The organism is Sphingomonas sp. Leaf242 (assembly GCF_001422045.1).
Lineage (GTDB): Bacteria > Pseudomonadota > Alphaproteobacteria > Sphingomonadales > Sphingomonadaceae > Sphingomonas.
The window spans coordinates 1-20520 of the sequence record NZ_LMLW01000005.1; the positions used below are offsets into that span (position 1 = coordinate 1).

Below are 20520 nucleotides of genomic sequence, written 5' to 3' on the forward strand. Positions count from 1 at the left end.
CGTCTGCCAATACGCAGACCGTCGCGGGGTGGAGCAGCCCGGTAGCTCGTCAGGCTCATAACCTGAAGGTCACAGGTTCAAATCCTGTCCCCGCAACCATCTTCGACATACAATCAGGCGTCCCTCGCGGGGCGCTTTTTTCGTTTGCGAGATCAATCATCTGCGCAAACCGGCCACGGATCTCCAGCGCGACGCCGCGTTTGTCCGGGGCAGGGGATGCAACGATCTGGTCGATCAGCGCCCGCAGCGACTGACGTGCCTGCTCCTGCTCGATCGCATCGCCGCGTAACGCCGCGCCAAGCTGGACGACGCTGCGCCGATAGCTCTCCGCCAGATTGGGCATCAGCGCCAGCACCGGCTCGGCGTCGAGGTCGGCCAAATCGCGCCGGCAGCGTTCGCGGGTGGCGATCTGCTCTTCGAGCACGCTGCGGATTTCTGCAAAGGCGTTGGCGCCGTCGGCAATTGCCAGCGTCAGACGGGTGATCCGGCGTGTGGCCTCGGCTTCACGTTTCTCCAGCCCGCGACGGGCTTTGTGCCGGTCCTTCTGCTGGGCGGTGAAGGCCTGGCGATATTCCTCGATATAGGCAGCGACTGCATCTGGTTCGAACATGCGCTCGCGCAGTGCGCCGAGGATACGTGTCTCCAGCTGGGTGTCGACGATGCTTCTGCCGTTGTTGCAGGTGCCCGTTTCACGGGCGGTGCTGCACCCCCAGCGGTCGCGGCCGATGATGGTGAACGTACCGCCGCAGGTGCCGCATGTGACCAGCCCGCTCAGCAGCCGCTTTGGCCGTCGTTGACGCGCAGGCGACAGCGCTTGGCCGTGCTCGAGCCGCCGCTGTGCCGCGGCCCAGCTTTGCTCGTCGATGATCCGCAGGGCCGGCACTTCGTGGGTAACCCACTGGTCGCGCGGATTGGGCCGGGCGACCCGCTTGCGGCTGACGGGATCGCGCACGAAGCTTTGCCGGTTGTAGCTGATGATGCCGGCATATAGCTCGTTGTGGAGAATGCCGTTGCCGCGCTCGCGGTTGCCGTTGATGGTGTTGGCGCGCCACATTTTACCCGAAGGCGAGGGGACACCTTCACCGTTCAGCGTCTCGGCGATAGCGCGCGGACTGCGGCCGGCCGTATACTCTTCGAAGATGCGGCGGACGACGCCAGCCTGTGCCTCATCGATGTCGCGCAAGCCCCGCTCGGGTTCGCCGTCGGTGCCAAGCGCCACCACACGCCTGTAGCCGTAGCTCAGCCCGCCAGGAATACGGCCTTGCGCGACCCGGCCGATCTGACCACGCCTGGTTTTCTCACCCAGATCCTTCAGGAACAATGCTCCCATCGTGCCTTTGAGACCGATGTGAAGTTCCGAGATTTCGCCTTCCGACAGCGTGACTATGCGGATGCCCGCAAAGCGCAGCCGCTTGTAGAGGCCGGCAATATCTTCCTGGTCAATTTCGCCTTCCGACAGCGTGACTATGCGGATGCCCGCAAAGCGCAGCCGCTTGTAGAGGCCGGCAATATCTTCCTGGTCACGGCTCAACCGGTCAAGCGATTCTGCCACAAGGATGTCGAACGCGTTGGTCCGGTTCATCAGGGCGTCGAGCCCTGGCCGATTGCGCGTAGCGCCCGAGATGGCAAGGTCGGCAAAGACCTCGACCAGATCCCAGCCTTCCTTGTCGATCCGGGTGCGACATAGCCGAGCCTGGTCCTCCGCCGACGTCGTCGACTGCCGGTCGCTGCTATAGCGGGCGTATATTACGGCTCGTGTTGTCATTGGCGGCACTGTGCTCCCGAAGATCCCTGACGGCGTTTGCGCGTGCAAATGCCCTCACAAATACCATGAAGTCGAGATAGGTATCGTTGGCGGCGTGCTGATTCAGCGGCCTTGGGCGCAGATTTGGTGGAACAGCACTNCACAAATACCATGAAGTCGAGATAGGTATCGTTGGCGGCGTGCTGATTCAGCGGCCTTGGGCGCAGATTTGGTGGAACAGCACTATGCGGGACCGCGCGCACGCGAGCGGGCAGAGCATCTGAGCCGTCATCATTGTCGGGGGTGTTCATCTCTATCTCTTCGGCTTTTGACGCCGTCCGGCGCCGGATGGACCATCGTGCCTCTGCCCCGAACCCGAGCTTCCAGGAGCCCGACCCATGGCGGAGGACGTGGCGAAATTTGCGTCACCAGCCACCCGCACGTCCACACGCTGATCTTGTAGAAAGGCTTTCTACAAGATTACGCCATGCCGAAGCTGCCGGATTACGGTTGCATGACAGGCTAACCTCGCGTGGTCCGTGCGACTCGGCGTTTCGTCGAAGCCACCCTGTTGGAGCGCTGCCAGCTGCATCAATCTGCATCCGGCAGGACGCCGCATCCCCGGCGGCAAAGCCCAGCTTTACCGCGAGGTGCATCAGATCTCCCGCATGCACCAAAAGCCGCCCGAAAAGGCCGCGGGCGGGACGGAGGTTCTTGCGTCGTATCCGGGGGCGCAAATTGGAAATGACGAAAATGGTGGAAAGCGGACCGGCCGTTTTCGCGCGTTGATTTCGGTAAACAGACGTTCGTTCATTTGATGGGGCGGGGGGCTAATCGGCCGTTGCTGGTGGGATTCCGGTCTGGCCGCTTCGGAGCGCCAAGCAACATAACCGGACGTTCGTTCAGGCTAAACCGATAGAGAGTTAGCCACAGAAGGCGCTCCCTGCACGGTTTCGAAGGCTTCTCTCGCTTCCAATTTCCGATCACAGCGACCGCCAGCGCTCGGCCAATGCCGGTTAGGGACCGCCTCTGTTTCCACGACCCGAGCATTCAAGCGATTGCCTTTGATCTGCAAAGCGCCTTTCTTATCGCGTAGGGTAAAAAACGAGGGGGCCGAAGCTGTTCAGCGATACGCGAAAATACATCCCGGCTGTTAGATCAAATCACTTGGGAGCGATTAACACGCAGGGGCGGAAAAGCCGCTGCGGTGGAACGTTGTCATGAGCGCCACCCCCGAAGAGGCAATTGCGAGTGCGATACAGGGGCTTTTTCGAGCTACGCCACTTCTCCTCATCGGATCGGGCTTTTCGTGCGGGTACGGTCTGCCCGGAATGGCCGAACTCGGCGGGCATCTGGCTTCAGCAGTCGATACGAGGATTTCCTCGGTGGAGGCACACGCCCTTTGGGATGGTGCTCTGCCGGCCATTAAGGTGAATCTTGAGGATGGCCTGAACACGATTCCGAGCGGCGCCCCCGGGAGACAGGAGGTTGTCGCGGCAATCCGTGAAGAGACAGCGCGCCTGATAATATCGAGAACCCACTCCGCTGAGTCTGAGATATTGGCAAGTAGAGATCCCCATCTGGCGGCCCCCGCTCGCCTTCTTAGACGTCTTTATAATGGCGCTCCGCAGAACGCAGAATGTATTCCGGTTATTACAACAAATTACGATACTTTGATCGAGCTATTTAGTGACTTGGCGGAAGTCCCGATTGATACTGGATTTACCGGCTTAAGGCGGCGCAGGGCGCGTTCTAACCCAATATTTCAAACCCAATATCGTCGCTCTCTAGCTTCAAATAAGCAAAGAACCAGCTACGAGCACCGCCCGTGCGTTAATGTTCGTCTGATGAAGCCGCATGGGTCAATCACCTGGCAGTCCTGTGACGGCGAGCCGATCGAAGTTCTTAATGATGTCTCAGATGCACCCCGAGCGATCGTAGTGCCAGGGCCCAGCAAATACGAAGACGCTTTAATCAACAGTCTATTTGATGGGATGCGCGGCGAAATGAACGCAGCCGTTGGCCGCGCCGCTGCCCTGCTCTGCGTCGGTTTCGGCTTCAACGATGAGCATCTTCAAGGCGTAATCCGCAATAGGCTTGAGGCCGGAATGCCGGCCGCAATCATCACTCGCGATTTCACCCCAAATATACGGGAGGTGATTAAGCGGCATCGCCACGTGCTAGCAATCCAACGCAGCAGCGGAGGCGCAGAGGCCCACTTCGACGGTCGTACCGTAACCGTTGCCGAGCCGGTTTGGGAGCTCGACACGTTCCTCAAACAATATTTGGAGTAGGATTGATGTCGATTTTTGCCTTCGATGACCATCAGGCGATTGGGCAGGTGCGTAGCGTCGAGACGTCCCGGATTACAGTTAGAGTTACCGATGGGGAGCGCCTTCAGCGGGCACGAGTAGGCCGTTTGGTAGCCATACAATCAACAGGTGACGAGTGGCTAATTGGAATTATTGAGCGCGTGTGGCGGCACCCCGTCGATATGCCGTCGCTAGGTGACAACGAATTTGGCGATGACGAGCCCATTCTTCCGGAAGAGGAGAATGGTGTGGCAATCAGTTTGGTTGGCACCTACCGGGAGAGAGATGGAATTGCCCGCGATACGTTCACTCGCGCCATCTTTTCTCTTCCCGAGATCAATCGCCCTGTTTTTCCCATTGAGGAGAAATCCCTCGAAGAGTTTATGGGAATACTTTCAGCTTCATCGAAAAGTTCAGCCGCTGCTCCACTTAAGGTTGGAACATACACTCTGGATGGGAAAGCGACTGCCTATATTGATGGTGACAAGCTGTTTCAGAGGCATGCCGCGCTATTAGGAAGCACCGGGTCCGGAAAATCCTATACGGTTTCAGCAATATTGGAGCAAGCTTCACAACTTGATCACGCCAATGTTATTCTCTTGGATTTACATGGCGAATATTCTAGCCTGAAGTTTGCCTCGCATTATCGTATTGCTGGTATCGGCGACTTGGCTGTCGAAAAGCCGGGCGCAATTTTTCTACCGTTTTGGCTGCTCACCTACGATGAAATGCAATCGGTATTTGTAGATCGCTCTGGTGAAAATGCGCCAAATCAGGCGCTCGCTTTGATGGATTCCGTCAACGAGATGAAGAAAAAGTCAATCATGGCCCTAGGAAAGGCCGACCTTCTAGAGGGTTTTACAGTTGACACCCCCGTTCCGTATCTACTCTCAGATCTTGTCGCCGCTCTTGATGATAAAAACGATGAGACATTTGATACTGGAGAGACATACGCAAGTGGGCCTCGTAAGGGCCTTTCTAAGACAGAAAAAGGACCACTTAATGGAAAATTGTCGCGTTTCCTTATTAGGCTAAAAACAAAAATGGCAGATCGGCGCTATGGGTTTATGTACCAAGCGCCGCCGACGTACCAGAGCTACGATGCTCTCCATGTTCTTGCTTTAAAATTGCTTGGCACAGGTAAAGCGGCAGATGGAACGACGACGGGCATTAAGGTAATCGACTTTTCAGAAGTGCCATCTGACCTTTTGCCGGTCGTCATTGGTCTAGTCGGCAGGTTAGTCTATCAGATACAGTTTTGGAGCGCCCCTGGTGCCGACGGTGATTCTCGCCATCCCGTATCAATCGTCTGTGATGAGGCTCATCTGTACCTTCCTAACCAGTCGTCTGCTGCTGGCCCAATGGAACGCCGGGCACTTGAGACCTTTGAGAGAATTGCAAAGGAGGGCAGGAAATATGGGGTTGGCTTATTCGTTGTGAGCCAAAGGCCTTCCGACGTCAGTACCACTATCCTTAGCCAGTGCAGCAACATCATAAGCCTGCGGCTTGCCAATAAGGCGGACCAGTCCGTCGTTAAGCAGCTTCTCCCAGAAAGCCTGGAGGGGTTGATGGAGGTTCTTCCGACGCTGGACATTGGAGAGGCCGTCGTCGTTGGCGATGCAACGCTGCTACCCACCCGAATCCGTATGGGTAGGCCAACCTACCCACCCCGTAGCGCGACGATCCCTTTCTGGCAGCGATGGTGTGAGCCGAAGGTCGCGGTCGACCTAGTTCAGGCCGTAGAAAATATGCGTTTTCAAACGAGGGGTTGAGCGACGCTGCTTCGGTCATTTGGATCGTGCTGCATGTGGTGGGGCTGGATCGCAACTGTGATGCGTGATCCAGCTCCTCATAAATTCCGTATCTGGACGAACAACCTGAGTGCTACGAATGTGATCGCCGAATGAGCTTTTCACTAAAGCGTGCCGATGTTGGCGGTTCGCTGCTCAGCGCCGGTTCGGTCGATAGTATTCCAGCCAAGAGGGTGCGTTTGCTACAGCTCACGGCAGAGAGCGGCACGGCGAGCGAACTACGCGCGATAGCTCTGACAGAGGATTGGTTTCCCCTTCCGATGTCTTGGCTTGGAGTGGCACAGAAGTAGGCGCCGAGTAAGGACGATTCGACCGCGCTCGAAAATGGGGTACACCATCGCACCGTGGGTGCGCTGCGCAGAGGGAGGAAAAGTGCCCGACTTCAAGTTTATCCATGCAGCGGATCTGCATCTCGACAGTCCGCTCCTTGGGCTGGCTGGCAAGTCGGCGGACTTCGCTGCGCGGGTCGAGGCAGCATCCCGTGAGGCGTTCGACAACCTCGTCGAACTTGCGATCGACGAGAGCTGCCGCTTCGTGTTGCTGGCAGGGGACATCTTCGATGGCGACCTGCGCAACTTTCAGACCGGCCTCTACTTCGTGGATGGAATGCGGCGCCTCGGTGAGGCCGGTATCGACGTATTCATGATCCTCGGCAACCACGACTCGCAGAACAGGTTCGCCGACAAGCTTTCGATGACCCCAAACGTGCACGTCTTCCCAAAGACCGCCGCCACCTCGAGGTCGCTGGACGACGTCGAGGTCACGATACACGGGCGCAGCTACCCCCGTTGGGACGTGTCCGAGGACATCGCACGCGACTACCCACAAGCGACGGCGGGGACGCTGAACATTGGCGTGCTGCACACAGCCTGCGCCGGATCGGAAGGGGAGCATGCGCGCTACGCGCCGTGCACGCCCGAGCAGCTCGCTAACCACGGGTACGACTACTGGGCGCTCGGCCACGTGCACGAAAGCGCCATACTGTCCGAGCACCCGCACATCGTCTATCCTGGCAACCTGCAGGGAAGGCATGCGCGCGAGGCCGGACCCAAAGGAGCGATACTCGTCACCGTAAAGGACGGCAGGATCGAGGTCGTGGAGCACCGCGCGCTCGACGTAGTGCGCTGGCACTCGGCTTCATTCGACGCGACGTTGCATGAAGACCAGACCACTATGCTCGCCGCACTTCGAGGCGAGCTAGCTCAGGTCGGGCTAGCCGCGGAGGGCAGGCCGGTCGCCTTGCGGCTCACGCTCCATGGGGCAACGCCGCTCCATGCACACATGACGCTGAACCGGGAGGCGCTGCGCGAGGACATCGAGACCCTGCTTGCCACCCTTTCCGGCGACCATTGGCTCGAGAAGCTCGTGATCGCGACGACCCCGCCACCGAACATGGGCACAGTCGACCCCAGCGTTGGGGGCCGGCTGGCATTAGAGATCGACAGACTGGCGGGCGATGCGGTCGAGCCAACCCTCGAGGCACGGCTCGCCGAGATCCGCGCGAAGCTGCCGGCGGGCGCGCATGCGGACGCGTTCATCGAGCAGATGCGCACCGACATCCCCGCCCGCGCCGCCGCGCTGGCGCGATCGCTGGTCAGCGAGGTGGGCCATGCGGCTGACTGAGCTCAGAATCGAGAATTATGGCGGCTACGCCGAGCGGTCCCTCATCATCCCCGAAAGCGCGGGACTCGCGGTGATCTATGGGCCCAATGAGGCCGGCAAAAGCACTTGCCTTGAGGCGATAAGCGACTTCCTCTTCTCGATCCCGCCCAACACTGCCCGCGGGAGCCTCTTCGGCTACGACGGCATGCGGATCAGCGCATCGATGCGCATGGCGGACGACCGGCTGATTTCGCTGAGGCGCCGCAAGGGCAAGGGCAGGACGCTCACGGACACCGACGGAACCGCTTTCGATGACACCGCGCTTGCGCCGGTGCTTGGGGCGATCACGCGCGTCCGGTTCGGGACCCTGTTCGGGCTGAACCACGACACACTGCGCGCCGGCGGCGAGCGGCTTCTACAGGCCGACGGCGACATAGGCCGGCTCATCGTAGAGGCGGGCGGCGGCCTACGGACACTCCTAGCACGGCTAGACGCGATCGACGAGGAGGCCGGCCGCCTCTTCGACACGCGCCGCTCTTCCACCCGGGCGTTCTACCAGCACCTCGACACCTTCGAGGACGCGGACCGGTCGGTGCGCGCCGGTCAGTTCACCCGAGAGACCTACGAACAGGCCCGCAAGCACTCACTCACCGCCGCTGCCAGCCTGACCGGCCTGCGCGACGAGAGGCTGACGCTAGCGGCGCGCGTCGCGCGGATCGAGCGGACCATCCGCGTTGTACCGCGTCTGCGCGAGCTTGACGACCTGACAACTTCCCTCGTCGCTTTCGCCGACGTGACCGACCTCCCCCTCGACTTCGCCACGCGGGTACTCGCGGCGGCCACCGCGCTCAGCGACGCGGAAGCCGAGCTCCAAGCGGCGACCGAGCGGCGCGACCGCCTCCAGGTGCGCATCGACGGGCTCACGGTGTCGTCGGAACTAGTCGCGGCAGAAATTCGGATTTGCGATGCCGCCGAGCTCTCGATCCACGTCTCCAAGGCCCGGGGAGACCGGGTGAACAGGCAGACCGAGATCGACCAGGGCGAGGCCCAGCTCGCGGGCTTGCGCCGGATGCTAGGGCTCCCAACCGATGCGGACCTCGCCGCTATCCTGCCAGCAAGGGACGCGACCGAAAAGGTCCGCGCGCTCCTAACGGCGGCGAACAAGCGCCGGCCGGCACACGCGGTCGCCCGTGAGCGCGCGGCAGAGATCGACGACACGATTGAGGCTGCTCATTCGCGCCTCACGGAGCTCGAGGGCGGCGGCTTCCACACCGCGCTTGAGACCACGTCCTCGCAGTTCAGCGCAATCGCGGCGCAGAAGGCGGGCATCGACGCGCGCCGTCGGAACCTCAATGACGAGTCCCGACGGATCACGGAAGCAATCAACGCCTTGGGGTTCGGCACGATTGAGGAACTGCAAGCATTGGCCTGCCCCACGCCGGAGGCCGTCCGCGCCGAGCAGGCCGCCCGCGACGGGCTCGAGACCCGGCGGATCGAACAGGAGAGGGTCAAGCGGCAGGCCTCGCGGGACGTCGCGATAGGCAGGGCCGACATCAACGCGCTGGAAGCGTCGGGGACCATAGCTACTGACAACGCCGTGCGCGAGGCGCGGGCGTCGCGAAGCCTCCAGTGGTCCCCCATCCGCGCGGCCTTCGTCGCGGGAACGGCGTCGGGGACCGAGCCTGCTAGGACTCAGTTGGCGGACGCCTATGAAGCGACCCTCGCTGGGGCCGACGGCCTGGCCGACCGACGGGCCGACGAGGCGGAGCGTGCCGCTTCGTTAATTCAGGCGGAGCGACGTGTCGCTGCCGCGACGCGCATCCTGAACGCGGCCGAGGACGAAATGGCCTCCCTTTCGCGCGACTTAGAGAGTCGGGTCGCGGCGTTTGGGGCGGCTTTCCCCGACGGCACAGCGCGCCATCCGATCCTGGCGTCGCTGCTAACGTTCACGGAACGGCGCATGCAGCTCTTCGAGCAGGCGGCGGTCGCCCAGTCGAAGGAAGCCGCCTTGGCGATTGACGGGGCAGTTCTCGAACCGACCATTGAGTTGGCGGGCGCAGCGGAACGCCGTCTCGGCATCGTGCCCGCAGCGGAGTTTGCGACGAGAATGCAGGCGCTGGTCGCGGCGCACGGTCGGCACGAGCTGCTCCATGCAGACCACCGGCGCCTATCGAAAGAAGTCGAGGCGCTGAGGTCCCAGGCCGCCACCGTCCGGGCTTCGCTCGACCGGATGGATGCCGAGGAGGCCGCGTTCAAGACCGAGTGGGCACCGGCGCTCTCCTTCATAGGCGCAACCGGGACACTGGGCCTGACGGAAGCGGACGAACTGCTCAGCGAATGGGCCAGCGCTCGCGGCGTCCTATCGGCGATCGCGCAGACGCGTCAGCGCGTCAGCCGCATGGAGGAGGACGAGGCAGGCCTCGCCGCCAGCGTGAATGCGCTCTTCAGCGAGCTGGGCATCGAGGCGAGTACGGACTGCGTCGCCGGCGCGCAGCTGCTGAAAGCTCGGTTGGACGCCAACGCGACGCTCAGAACGCAGCGCGATGGACTACTGCCGGACCTCGAGGAGGTGAAACTTGAGGTCCGGCAGGCGGCGTCCGCAGTCGAACGCGCGGTTGCCGAACGCACTGCTCTGGCCCGGCTCGCCGGTTGTCCAGAAACCGGAGAGGGATTGCCCGAGAAGGCCAGCCGCCACGATCAGTACCAAGCCTTAATCGCCGAAATTTCTCGGGCAGAGCGCAGCCTCGCCGACCTAGGGGGTGGCTTGAACGTCGATGCGCTCCGCTCGGAGCGTGGCAGTGCCGACCTTGACGACCTGCAGGCAACGCTGACCGAGGACCGCTCGCGTGCTGCCGCGCTGGAAACCGAGGTCGAGGAGGCGGTGCTCGCGGAAAAGGCGGCCCGTGACACGCTCGCCGGCTTTGTCGCCGAGAGCGGCGTCGCCGGCGCGGTGGTGAGGCGGGAGAGCGCCGCCGCCCAGATGCATCAGGCGCTTGAGCGCTATCTCGAGTTGAGAACCGCGCGGGACTTGGTCACGGCCGCGATGGCAACGATCCGCGCCGAGCAGCAGGATCCCCTGATTCGCCGCGCAAGCGAGTTCTTCGCGGTATCGACGCGCGGCGAGTTCCAGGGCGTGGAGACGGACATTGACGACAAAGGCAACCCCGTAGTCGTCGGCCGCAGGGCCGGCGGCGGCACCGCGTCGGTCGCGACAATGAGCGACGGCACCAGGGACCAGCTCTTCTTGGCGTTCCGCCTCGCCAGCCTCGAAAACTACGGCGCCGCGACCGAGCCGCTACCCTTTATCGCGGACGATGTCCTCGTTCACTTTGACGACGACCGCAGCGCTGCAACGCTCGAACTGCTCGCCGAGTTCGGGGTGCGCAACCAGGTGTTGCTGTTCACACACCACCGGAGCGTGCGGGATCTCGCCGCGCCGCTCGCGGCACGGGGCCTGGCGAACGTCGTTACGTTCGAGAAGGCTTGAACTACACTGGAAAAGGGACAGGCCGACTAAAACGCGGCGTCCCCACTGCTGAGATCGGGTCGCGGATCAATCAAAGCCGAAATCGAAAACTGAATGAATGTCCGAACCCGGGGAGCCGCTCGGGCAGCCTGAATGTCTGCAGATGGGTCACGGAGGCGCGGCAGCTGGCGACCAACTCAAGCCGTTCGTAAAGCGAGTTACGAACGGCGGCTCCGGACGGAACCCGTCATTCGACGAGGCCAACAGGATGATCGGCGCTCNTTTCCGAACCGGTTGATGAACATTGGCCCGCGGCAAGGGCCGGCTCGGGCCGGTCGTATGCCAATGGTTCGGAAAACGGCCGTTTTCTGCACACCGCTGCCATCAGCCGATTCTCAAAAGGGATCCTATTTCGAGAATCGAAGCTAGCAGGGGCCGCGTTGCAAAAGGGGTCCCTTCTGCGACAGCACGAAGTGCCGAATGTCGGACGTTGAGCAGTTCACTTGTGGCGATAAGCGGACTGCGGCACATGTCTGCCGCCTATGCGCATGAAGCCCTCCTTGCTCGCTTTCAGCGTTGCGCTGATAGTCGTAACGATCGGTAGTCGCGCGATACCCATGCGCGATACCATCGATCATCCCGCTGTGTTCGCCGCCCTGGCGATACTCTCGCTGGGGTCCAGCGTAGCTATCTACCGAATTTACCGTGCGGAAGTTCGCCGCATCGGCGACAATTCGCGGAAATTCCCGCTGATGATGGGCTTCATCAGCTGTGTCCTGCTTATCCAGCTGTCGATGCGGGTCAGCCAACTCTGACGCGTTAAAAGGACCACGGCCTCTCCTGATGCAAAAATCAAAAGTTTTGCATCAGACCGCTTGGGATTATTCCTCGATCTGAAATAGCGCTTCGACTGGACGATCCAACGTGCGCGCAAGCTTAAGTGCAAGCAGCGTCGATGGGACGAAGATACCATTTTCGATCGTGTTGATCGTCTTACGGCTAACGCCGATAGCTTCTGCTAGCGCGCCCTGAGTGAGTCCGAGCCGCTCACGCTCAGCCTTGAGGATATTGGAAAGGCGATCACCCACGAGCGGCACGCAATTCCAGCGTGGCAAAACTGATAAGTGCCGCTGCGATCGCTGCGGTTGCGACCACACGCACGGCGTCAAATGCGCTGATGGGAGCTGCTTCCTCCACCGTGATCGCGACAGCAAACGCGGATACGATCGACGCCCAGAAGCCCGCCGTGCAGCTCATCCGTCGATGTTCTCGAACCCCATCATCATCAAGTAGCCGGGCTACGGCGCTATTAGGTTTCAGCCATCGAGCGAGCGGCAACAGATTGATTGCCGCCGCGAAGCTCAGTCCTGTCCATATACCTCGCACAAGATCACTCCCGGGCATTGCCATGCTAACCCACAAGGTCACCAAGCTCAGCGCGGCAAAAACGTAGAAACTGGTCGCCCGATAACGGCTTTTACGTTCTGCTACATCGATTGCTGTCATGTCGATCTCCCTGTAACGCTAAGGTTACATGTAACCTATAGGTTACTAGAGTCAACAAGCAGTTTTGGGCAGATTGATGCAAAAATCACGAGTTTTGCATCATCCCGTGAGCGGCTAAAACGCGGCCTGATCGTGATGCGCAAATCTGATGCGTCGGAGACCGTGTTGGAACGGCAGAAACACCCATTTTCAGGCATTGCGCACTCATGCGCTGTCCGTCACACCGTGCTCGAAGTTGGAGGAGTTGGACTGTGATCAGTGATCTGCTCAGCTATGCGTCAGCGATCTGCGGCGTCGCGGTCGTGATCATGATGGTGATGCGGTCACAGTATCTTCCCGCACTCGCGCGCTACGCCCTGATAGGTTCAGCTTTCGGCTTGTTCATTTCGAGCCGATACGCAGAAGTGGATCATTCAGTTCACGCCGCCATTTTCGCGTGCGGCGTCGCTGGAATGATGATTTTTGTAGCCGTGCGTCACCTACAGGCATTCCCACCCGCCCGATAACCCTCTGAGTGGCTGTGTTCCTCTCCATCCCGGCCATTCAGCGGTCCCTTCGGTACAGCCGCGATATTGTCGCCTGATCGACGCCAAGTAGGGCGGCGACAGTGCGCTGCGTATCGCCAGCATCGAGCCGTTGGAGTGCTTCGGCCTGCTGGTGAGGGGTAAGGGCGGCGCGTCGGCCGAACTTCACGCCACGGGCCTTGGCCTGGACCCTACCGGCAGCGGTGCGCTCGGTAATACGACGGCGCTCATAGCTGGCCGCGACCCCCAGCACAGCGATGATGACCTCGGCGAACTGCGAGGTGGTATCTACCATCGGCTCCGCGATCGAGCGGAAGCCTGCGCCGGCCTCTCTCACGGCATGGAGGATGTTCAACAGGTCACGGGTGTTGCGGGCGAGACGATCGGTGGAGGTGACCATCAGTACGTCGCCGGCATCAAGCGCGGCGATCGCGCGCTTGAGCTGTGGCCGTTCGGCCGTCGCGGCGCTGACCTTCTCGCGGTAGATTTTAGTGCAGCCTGCCGCGTCGAGTTGGGCGAGCTGCTGCGCCAAGTCCTGGCCGGTGGATGAGACACGTGCATAGCCATAAATCATGCCCGCAATGTGCATCGGATTTATGCATCACGGAAGTGCCCGGTTTTGTACGGTTTTTCATCTGATGCAAAATTTGTGAGTTTTGCATCAGATCCTACCGGAAATGTCGAATTTGTCACTTTCAGGGTGCTCATCAACGTGCTTTGCTAAGTACAACCTATGGGAAGTATCCGCATGGTTGATGCCTTTCTCCGCATGCCGTTACGGTTCTGGCTTCGCGTCGGCACCGTATTTTCCGTGCTTTGGTTAGTCGTTGCAAGTTTGGTGCGGTGGTCATTGCTATCGCGCGAGCATTTGAGAATATACTTTCACAACCTTGAATCGTGCCATTTGCACACATTTGATTCCGGTAGCGCCTGCGTCAAACTTGCCGAGCACCAACTTGGGGTCAGTAGTAATTCTGTTTTGCCGTTGGCGATCGGAACAAGCATTTTTCAGCTAGCGCTGATTTGGGCTCTCGGTGCCGTAATTGTCTGCGGCTCAAGATGGACAAGCCGAACATCAATACGATGATGGTGGCTTTGGATCACCCGTCATATTCACAATATAGAACTTACGACCTTTGCATATGCCTGCAAATGTCCTAATTTTAGCGCGCGCTCATGTTAAGTAAGATTGCAACAGCTTGTAAAATTATTTTAGGCGGCGTCAGCATCATGCTTTTTGTGGCAATGATCTGGCTAAGGTCAAAAATTCCTCATAGTCCAGATTTGTACAATCTGGTTTATTATAGTTCTAGATCACGAAAACCCGAGGATACGGATACATTTCTATTTATTTTTCCGCTATTTTGCTGTCTTTATACCGTATTTTCTCCGTTCTTCTTTGGCGGCAGCATCAAAAAAAGAGATGGCTTTAAACCCTACAATGATCCGTTATTCTTTATTGTATTTGCCGCATTCGCGGTTGGTTCAATTATTCGATTTAACACCGTGGCGAAGTTTTATGGGATTTCATTCTGAAAGGTTTATGATTTCTAGTTGCGCGCTTGATGCAAAACTTTTGATTTTTGCATCAAGTGTGGAAGGTTGCCACTAGGTCAGGCCGTTCTCGGAATCGATGAAAAACGGGAAATTACTCCCTCCGGCCTACAGCCGTTCGTGCGCGCCCCTTATTGGACCGGAAGCTCCATGCATCCGCAGCCAAACCAACACCCAACCAAGCAGCTGCGAAATAATAATCGTGACGACTCAAAGGCCATCTACTCCAGCCTACTAAACGGCTTACCAGCCAAGCTGTGGCCACTGCGAAGACATTCACTGGTGTGCGCCACCGTGACTTTCGTATGGCCCAGCGACCTAACCGAGAGAGGACGGATGACATTGTAGGATGCTGATCGATGTCACTCCATTCGTCAAACGGTGTCAAACGGGATGCCGAAACAGGAACGCTACTGCTATGACGCTCGTCGCCGTCTGGCGCTTAGAATAGAGCGGGCGCCGATCTCGCCAACAAGCAAGCCGCCGAGCACGAACCAATCTTCACGGCTGAATGGCCAGGGCTTCTATCCCAAGGTTCGCGGTAGGATCATGACCATCAGCCCGCCCAGAAAGCCGGCAGGTAGGTGCTTAATTATGCGGATGGCATCGTCCTTACGCATTTCCAAGCTCCATTATTTACATTTTAAACGCCGGCACTACCTTCTTGGCGATTAGGAACAGGCTGCAAGACGGCAGGGGTATTCCAATTCGGATCGAGAATTGCCGAGACGCCTAATCAGCAATCTGCCCACGCTCAGGGATATGCAATGTTGAGAGGGTAAGCCTCAACCACCCCGCACAACTGGCTTCCGAAGCTCAGAGCGGAGTAAGCTAGCGGCCAAGATACCGGCGAAAATCGCCACCCCCTGTCGAAGGGGGTCATGCAGCCGACCAAAGATGCTCATTAATTCTGTCAGGATGGCGCCGATCAGCATAACGCAGCAGAAGAAGATCTTGACCCTGTTTTGCACGTTACGCAGTCCTTTGCCTTCTTCAAGTAGATAGGCGTTCGCTTGGGCGAACGTCAATTGCTGACCCAACTCCGCTACTCGGCGCGACACGCCATTCCCGAAAGGGAACGGCCAGCGAGACGCCGCGGGCATTCTCGAAACCGATCGTGTTTCGAGAAGCGCCTAAGCTGACACCTTGCCGATATTATGACACCCGCTTGCAGTTTGGCGTGTCGATGCTCGTCGCGCCCTTCGCGTCGAACCACACCGTTCCGTTCGACACCATCGCCAATCCGTCATGAACGAACATCTCATGCGGAACGGCCAGCTTCAAACGTGACAGGAGGCATGGGGTAAATATCTCATCCCAGCGTCGGAACAGCTCTTGCCTGGTGCGGACGAGACCCCGGCGGCTACCGATGTTCAAGGGAAATGAAGTCGCCGATGCCGCTTCAGTTTTGTTGCCGGACAGCGCGCCGTCTATGAAGTGTCGCGCTCTTGCCTCGAACACGTTCGCCGATTCCTTCGTCACATCCTCGTACCGGCTGGCCCATTGCGGCCCACCAATGAGATTCATTCCGAGCGTTACCGGCAGCGTCGTTGTGCCCTTCGTCCATGTTCCCACAAGCGACGTCGAATTATAGAATGTCAGAGGCGGTTTTGATGCCGGGCTGACGGTCTCGAAGTGTAGATTGAACGTTGATCCGTCAGCACCATGCAGGACAAGATGATCCCCATCCATCCCGCCGGTGAGTCCTATGTCGATGGGGTTCCGTGCGTAGAAGTAGTGGCCGGCAACGAACTCGGTGTGGTTCCTCACCGTCATGTGCGCGCCGACGCCATACGGGCCAATGGACCCGTCCAGGCCCTCCTCATCGACACCGGGGACCGCCGCGTCATGCTTGATCGCCGTGCTGGAAGTGTCGGTCATCTGACCGGCATCCTCCCCTATGATCTGTTTCCCGGCGATAGCTTGCAGCCTCACAGCCGGTGAAACAGTCGGATTATCCGGGTAGCTATGCCCGTCATAGCGCAAGCGCGCCTCATATCCGCGAACGATGCCTCCACCAGCGACCATCACTCCCAGATCACGCCACCCATGCGTAGTTGTCGCCAGAACGCGCACGGGGGGTCGGGCGACGGAGATATCGATGATTTCCCGGTAGCCGGTCGGCGTCATGGCCAGCACGTAAAGGTCGCATCCCCCGCTGCCGCAAAGGTCGGCCTGGCCGCCACCTTCAGACGTGGCCATTGCGTAGATCAGCGCCTCCGGCTTCTTGTCCCCGTCCAGGTCCGCCAACGCGACGGTATAGCGCGTCAGCTTGTGATCTCGGATGAAGGCCGCGACCCCGGAAGGCGCTGTTGGAGCTGCCATCCCTGCGGCCGTAATCAGGCCGGCGATTGTAGCTGCGGAATAAACGGCCAGACGCTTCAAGACAGCCTCCACCACGAAATGTCGCGACGCGTTCGTGCGCCAATCGTTTTACCCTGCCTCTGCGTTCCCGTAAACGAACGGCCAGCGAGACGCCGCGGGCATTCTCGAAACCGATCTAGTTTTGGGAATGGCAGGGTTGGTGGTGTTTTTAATGCGCTATTGGTGCGAACCGTAGCAAAGCCAATTTTCAGAATCGCTTGCGAAGGAAAAACTTTTTCTGACCAACGGGATGGTCGTCGAGGGTGCCAAATACCTCAAAGCCTAACTTTTCATAGAAACCGCGCGCCTGAAACTCGTAGGTGTCGAGCCAAATTCCGACGCAGCCGTTGGCGCGCGCGATCTCCTCGGCCTGCTCCATAAGTGTCCTTCCATGGTTCTCGCCCCGATGATCTTCCGGAACGGCAAGAAGGTCCACGAAAAGCCAGTCATAAGCACATTTGCCCCATAGACCGCCGACGTGATTGCCGGCCTCATCGGCCAGCAAAATGGCGACGGGGTGGAAGCGGGGATCGCCTGCACGCGCGGTGTTGTAGGCGAGAAGCGGTTTAAGAACCGCCTCGCGGTCGGCATCCGACGGGTTGTTGGGAATGACGATGCTCAGGATCATCATGTGATCATACGGTGCAGCCCTTGGACTTCAATGGCAGCTGGCAGTAATCGCAACGCAAAGCTTTCTCGCAATCGATCGATTTCGAGAATCGCTGGCCAGCTTGGCTTACCCAAACCTCACGATATTCCAGCTTTCTCCGGTGAGGATTGGCAGGTTCCACCTCCGGCTTTTGTTGTCGTGGGCGATTAGGCCGGGATTACCGGGAAAGATCGCCAGCACCGTATCGTCGGAGTGGCGGGGAAGCTCACGTTCCCGCTTGTCACGGCCTCGACCGGCAACAACCGTCTCAATTCCCCGCAGCTTTTCGCCGACTGTTGCGGTCCAGACTGTCCGGTTATGTCGCCATGTCATGGAATAGATGCGATCGCCCACAGCACGAGGAGCTGCGCCAATAAAGCTGGCGATTTGCTCGTAAGCCTCCTCCTGCTTGTCTGCCTCCACGGATGGGATGAAGAACCCAGGCATCACGCTCCCCTTTTCTGTCGTTCGCAATCTACCTCCATGATGCAAAAATCAAAAGTTTTGCATCAAGAGCGCGGCTAGAAATCACCCGAGGGAGTCGATTTAATCCTCGCGTCAGCAACGTGTAATGTCATCCGGAGCTAGGATGGCAAATGGTGATGCCTTTCCTTCTGATTATTGCAGCACAGGCTGCCGCTTCCGGCGCGATATCGAGCCCCGATCCGTTGGGTCGTGACACCGAAGCGACGTCCGTGGCGAGCGCCACCGCGCTTCATAAGAAGATGGATGCCAATCGTGATGGATACGTCACCCCAACAGAGATGGCCGGGTTCGTCACGAAGTCGATGAACGGTTTGGCAATACCGGGAACCGATACCGCTCATCCGCTACCGCCGTTGTCAGCAGCACTTTTCCAAGCAGGCGACATCGACAAGGATGGTCGGATATCTCTCGCCGAAGAGATCGCCGCGGCAAAGCGTGCTTTTGCGCTTCAGGACACAAACCACGATGGTGTGGTGACGCCAGAAGAACGAATGGCATTTATGCAAAAGATCATAAGCGATGGGAAGACGCCGGAAGGCGTATCGCTACGTCCTTCATCAGGTGCCAAGGACGCCGGACAGGCGGGTGAGATATGGAATCCGCCCGCTCAGGCTGTGTGGTCGGGATCAGCAACTCCTATCAAAATAGCGTTGAAGGCCGGCGCAGCGCCGATGAGCGGCATGGCGTCGCTTACAGTGGATCTTACTGCAACGAGTGATGGTCTCGCTATCTCGCCATTCGTTCAGGTGACACGCGGGATCGCCTTTCTGGTCAGATCGTCGACCGGCCAGTTCGTCGAGCCTGCAGAAAGAATGATAGGATCACCGCCGCCACCGCCGCTTGCGTCCGGCGAGTTGACTTCTATCGGCGGAGAGGCCCCTTTTAGCGTCGCCATCCACGAAATGACCCGAACGATCTTTCCGGGGCCGGGTATCTACCAAGTCCAGGCGATGGTCTCTCTGTTCGATCCTAGCGCAACGCCGGCTCGCTATGCCAAGGCTATTTCGTCGCCCGTGACGGTTAAAGTCACAAAGTAAGCTTATGCTTACTAACTTAAAGATATAGAAAATTAACCCAGACAAATCTCTTATAGAGAGAATCACAAGTGTTGGACCGAGTGTAAACAACCTGTCTAGGAGATAACTTTTATGCGCCAACAATCAATGTTAGCACAATATCTGTTGTTGGCGGCCCTTCTATTTTGCACAGTACTAGCGATTATTATGTATCACTACGGTGTGTGGTTCGTCGGTTGATTCGGCCAACGTGCTATAAACCTTTCAGACTGAAATCCCATAAAACTTCGCCACGATGCTAAATTGAACTATTGAACCAACCGAGAATGCGATAAATACAATAAAAAATAAGGGATCAGTGTAGGGTACAACACCATCTTTTTTTTGATAATGTCACTAAAGAAGAATGGAGAAAATACGGTAGAAAGACAGCAGAATAGTGGAAGTATTAATAGAATGTATTAGTATCCTCAGGCCTCTGTGGTCTCGAGTGATAATAAATTAGATTGTACAGATCGGAGCTATAAGGAATATTTGACCTTAGCCAGATCATTATCACAAAAAGTATGATACTGATACTACCAAAAATTAATCTGCAATCAGTTGTTATCTTACTTAACATGCGGCACCAAAATCGGGACGATTGCAGACATGATACAAACTTAGTAATTTATATATTATGGATATGACGGTTTAATAAAAATCGATCATCATCGTATTGCTGTTCGGCTTGCCCATCTTGAGCCGCCGACGATTACAGCACCAAGAGCCCAAATAAGCGCTAGCTGAAAAATGCTTGTTCCGATAGATAGCGGCAAGACAGAATTACTACTGACCCCTAGTTGATGCTCGGCAAGTTTGACGCAGGCGCTACCGGAATCAACTGTGTGCAAATGGCAAGATCCAAGGTTGTGAAAGTATATTCTCAAATGCTCGCGCGATAGCAATGACCACCGCATTAAACTTGCAACGACTAACCAGAGCACGGAAAATACGGTGCCGACGCGAAGCCAGAACCGTAACGGCATGCGGAGAAAGGCATCAACCATGCGGATACTTCCCATAGGTTGCGCCTAGCAAAGCACGTTGATGGGCAGCCTGAAAGTGACAAATTCGACATTCCCGGTAGGCGCTCGGATGCAAAAATCACGACATGTGCATCATATCGAGAAGCATGGAAATACGGCGCGTTTGCGATGCAAATATCCAATGCACGCCGGCACTGGCTTACTCAATCCACCGGTCAGAGACGGCTTTTGGAAAGCCCGTTGCCGTTCCCACTCAAGCATCCTTTTGGGAACTCTCCAGGCTTCTCGGCGATCCTTCCAATCGGGATGCTCCCACCGCTTCTCGCCCCGTCTGATTGCCAACGCGCCTGCCAATCGTCTAGGGCTCAGACTCATTCACATCCAAAAGGCGACCGCTGTTGCGAGCGCGACAGCTGACAGGAAGTTAGCCGCAAGCTTGTCGTAACGGGTAGCGATGC

At 58.2% G+C, this 20520-nt stretch carries 15 protein-coding genes and 1 tRNA gene; 9 read left to right on the forward strand and 7 right to left on the reverse strand.

What is annotated here, in order from left to right; translation table 11 throughout:
- Positions 1-22 precede the first annotated feature (22 nt).
- Positions 23-99 (forward strand) — tRNA-Met (locus ASF09_RS04520).
- On the opposite strand, the gene ASF09_RS21185 is transcribed toward ASF09_RS04520, so the two are convergent.
- Positions 56-1765, reverse strand: a complete 1710-nt coding sequence (locus tag ASF09_RS21185) for a recombinase family protein (protein WP_443024953.1) — start codon at positions 1763-1765, stop codon at positions 56-58. The two genes, ASF09_RS04520 and ASF09_RS21185, sit on opposite strands and share 44 nt — an antisense overlap.
- A gap of 1199 nt (positions 1766-2964) precedes the next feature.
- Between ASF09_RS21185 and ASF09_RS04535 the strand changes: the two genes are divergently transcribed.
- From ASF09_RS04535 to ASF09_RS04555, 5 genes are all read left to right on the forward strand, one after another.
- Positions 2965-4038 (forward strand): SIR2 family protein, encoded by a 1074-nt coding sequence (locus tag ASF09_RS04535; RefSeq protein WP_060525135.1) that lies wholly within the window; start codon positions 2965-2967, stop codon positions 4036-4038.
- 5 nt (positions 4039-4043) lie between these two features.
- The gene (locus ASF09_RS04540; RefSeq protein WP_060525136.1) at positions 4044-5828 is read left to right on the forward strand and encodes an ATP-binding protein; all 1785 of its coding nucleotides are present in this window, start codon (positions 4044-4046) and stop codon (positions 5826-5828) included.
- Positions 5829-6239: 411 nt separating this feature from the next.
- A complete protein-coding gene (locus ASF09_RS04545) occupies positions 6240-7490 on the forward strand; it encodes a metallophosphoesterase family protein (RefSeq protein ID WP_235529610.1) in 1251 nt (416 codons plus the stop codon).
- Entirely contained in the window at positions 7477-10956 is a 3480-nt protein-coding gene (locus ASF09_RS04550; protein WP_060525137.1) for a YhaN family protein, read from the forward strand. The genes ASF09_RS04545 and ASF09_RS04550 overlap by 14 nt, the downstream gene beginning before the upstream one ends.
- 596 nt (positions 10957-11552) lie before the next feature.
- Entirely contained in the window at positions 11553-11750 is a 198-nt protein-coding gene (locus tag ASF09_RS04555) for a hypothetical protein (protein ID WP_093401052.1), read from the forward strand.
- 66 nt (positions 11751-11816) lie between these two features.
- Here ASF09_RS04555 and ASF09_RS04560 read toward each other — a convergent pair whose 3' ends face one another.
- Together ASF09_RS04560 and ASF09_RS20135 are read right to left on the reverse strand one after the other, a co-directional pair.
- A complete protein-coding gene (locus ASF09_RS04560) occupies positions 11817-12023 on the reverse strand; it encodes a helix-turn-helix transcriptional regulator (protein WP_060525146.1) in 207 nt (68 codons plus the stop codon).
- A complete protein-coding gene (locus ASF09_RS20135; protein ID WP_156359212.1) occupies positions 12016-12441 on the reverse strand; it encodes a hypothetical protein in 426 nt (141 codons plus the stop codon). Before ASF09_RS20135 ends, ASF09_RS04560 begins: the two co-directional genes overlap by 8 nt.
- Before the next feature lie 251 nt (positions 12442-12692).
- On the opposite strand from ASF09_RS20135, the gene ASF09_RS04565 reads away from it, so the two are divergent.
- The gene (locus ASF09_RS04565) at positions 12693-12947 is read left to right on the forward strand and encodes a hypothetical protein (protein WP_060525139.1); all 255 of its coding nucleotides are present in this window, start codon (positions 12693-12695) and stop codon (positions 12945-12947) included.
- Positions 12948-12984: 37 nt separating this feature from the next.
- Here the strand turns inward: ASF09_RS04565 and ASF09_RS04570 are convergent, their stop codons facing one another.
- Positions 12985-13539, reverse strand: coding sequence for a recombinase family protein (locus tag ASF09_RS04570; RefSeq protein ID WP_060525147.1), 555 nt, complete (start codon positions 13537-13539; stop codon positions 12985-12987).
- Between the two features lie 602 nt (positions 13540-14141).
- On the opposite strand from ASF09_RS04570, the gene ASF09_RS20140 reads away from it, so the two are divergent.
- A complete protein-coding gene (locus ASF09_RS20140; RefSeq protein ID WP_156359213.1) occupies positions 14142-14501 on the forward strand; it encodes a hypothetical protein in 360 nt (119 codons plus the stop codon).
- Between the two features lie 1173 nt (positions 14502-15674).
- Here ASF09_RS20140 and ASF09_RS04580 read toward each other — a convergent pair.
- The 3 genes from ASF09_RS04580 to ASF09_RS04590 all read right to left on the reverse strand — a co-directional run bounded on the left by ASF09_RS04580 (position 15675) and on the right by ASF09_RS04590 (position 17979).
- Positions 15675-16904, reverse strand: a complete 1230-nt coding sequence (locus ASF09_RS04580; protein WP_156359214.1) for a hypothetical protein — start codon at positions 16902-16904, stop codon at positions 15675-15677.
- A gap of 187 nt (positions 16905-17091) precedes the next feature.
- Entirely contained in the window at positions 17092-17511 is a 420-nt protein-coding gene (locus tag ASF09_RS04585; RefSeq protein ID WP_082444077.1) for a GNAT family N-acetyltransferase, read from the reverse strand.
- Positions 17512-17619: 108 nt separating this feature from the next.
- Entirely contained in the window at positions 17620-17979 is a 360-nt protein-coding gene (locus ASF09_RS04590; RefSeq protein WP_060525143.1) for a hypothetical protein, read from the reverse strand.
- Positions 17980-18128: 149 nt separating this feature from the next.
- Here ASF09_RS04590 and ASF09_RS04595 point away from each other — a divergent pair, with 149 nt between their 5' ends.
- Positions 18129-19055, forward strand: a complete 927-nt coding sequence (locus ASF09_RS04595) for an EF-hand domain-containing protein (protein WP_060525144.1) — start codon at positions 18129-18131, stop codon at positions 19053-19055.
- Positions 19056-20520 lie beyond the last annotated feature (1465 nt).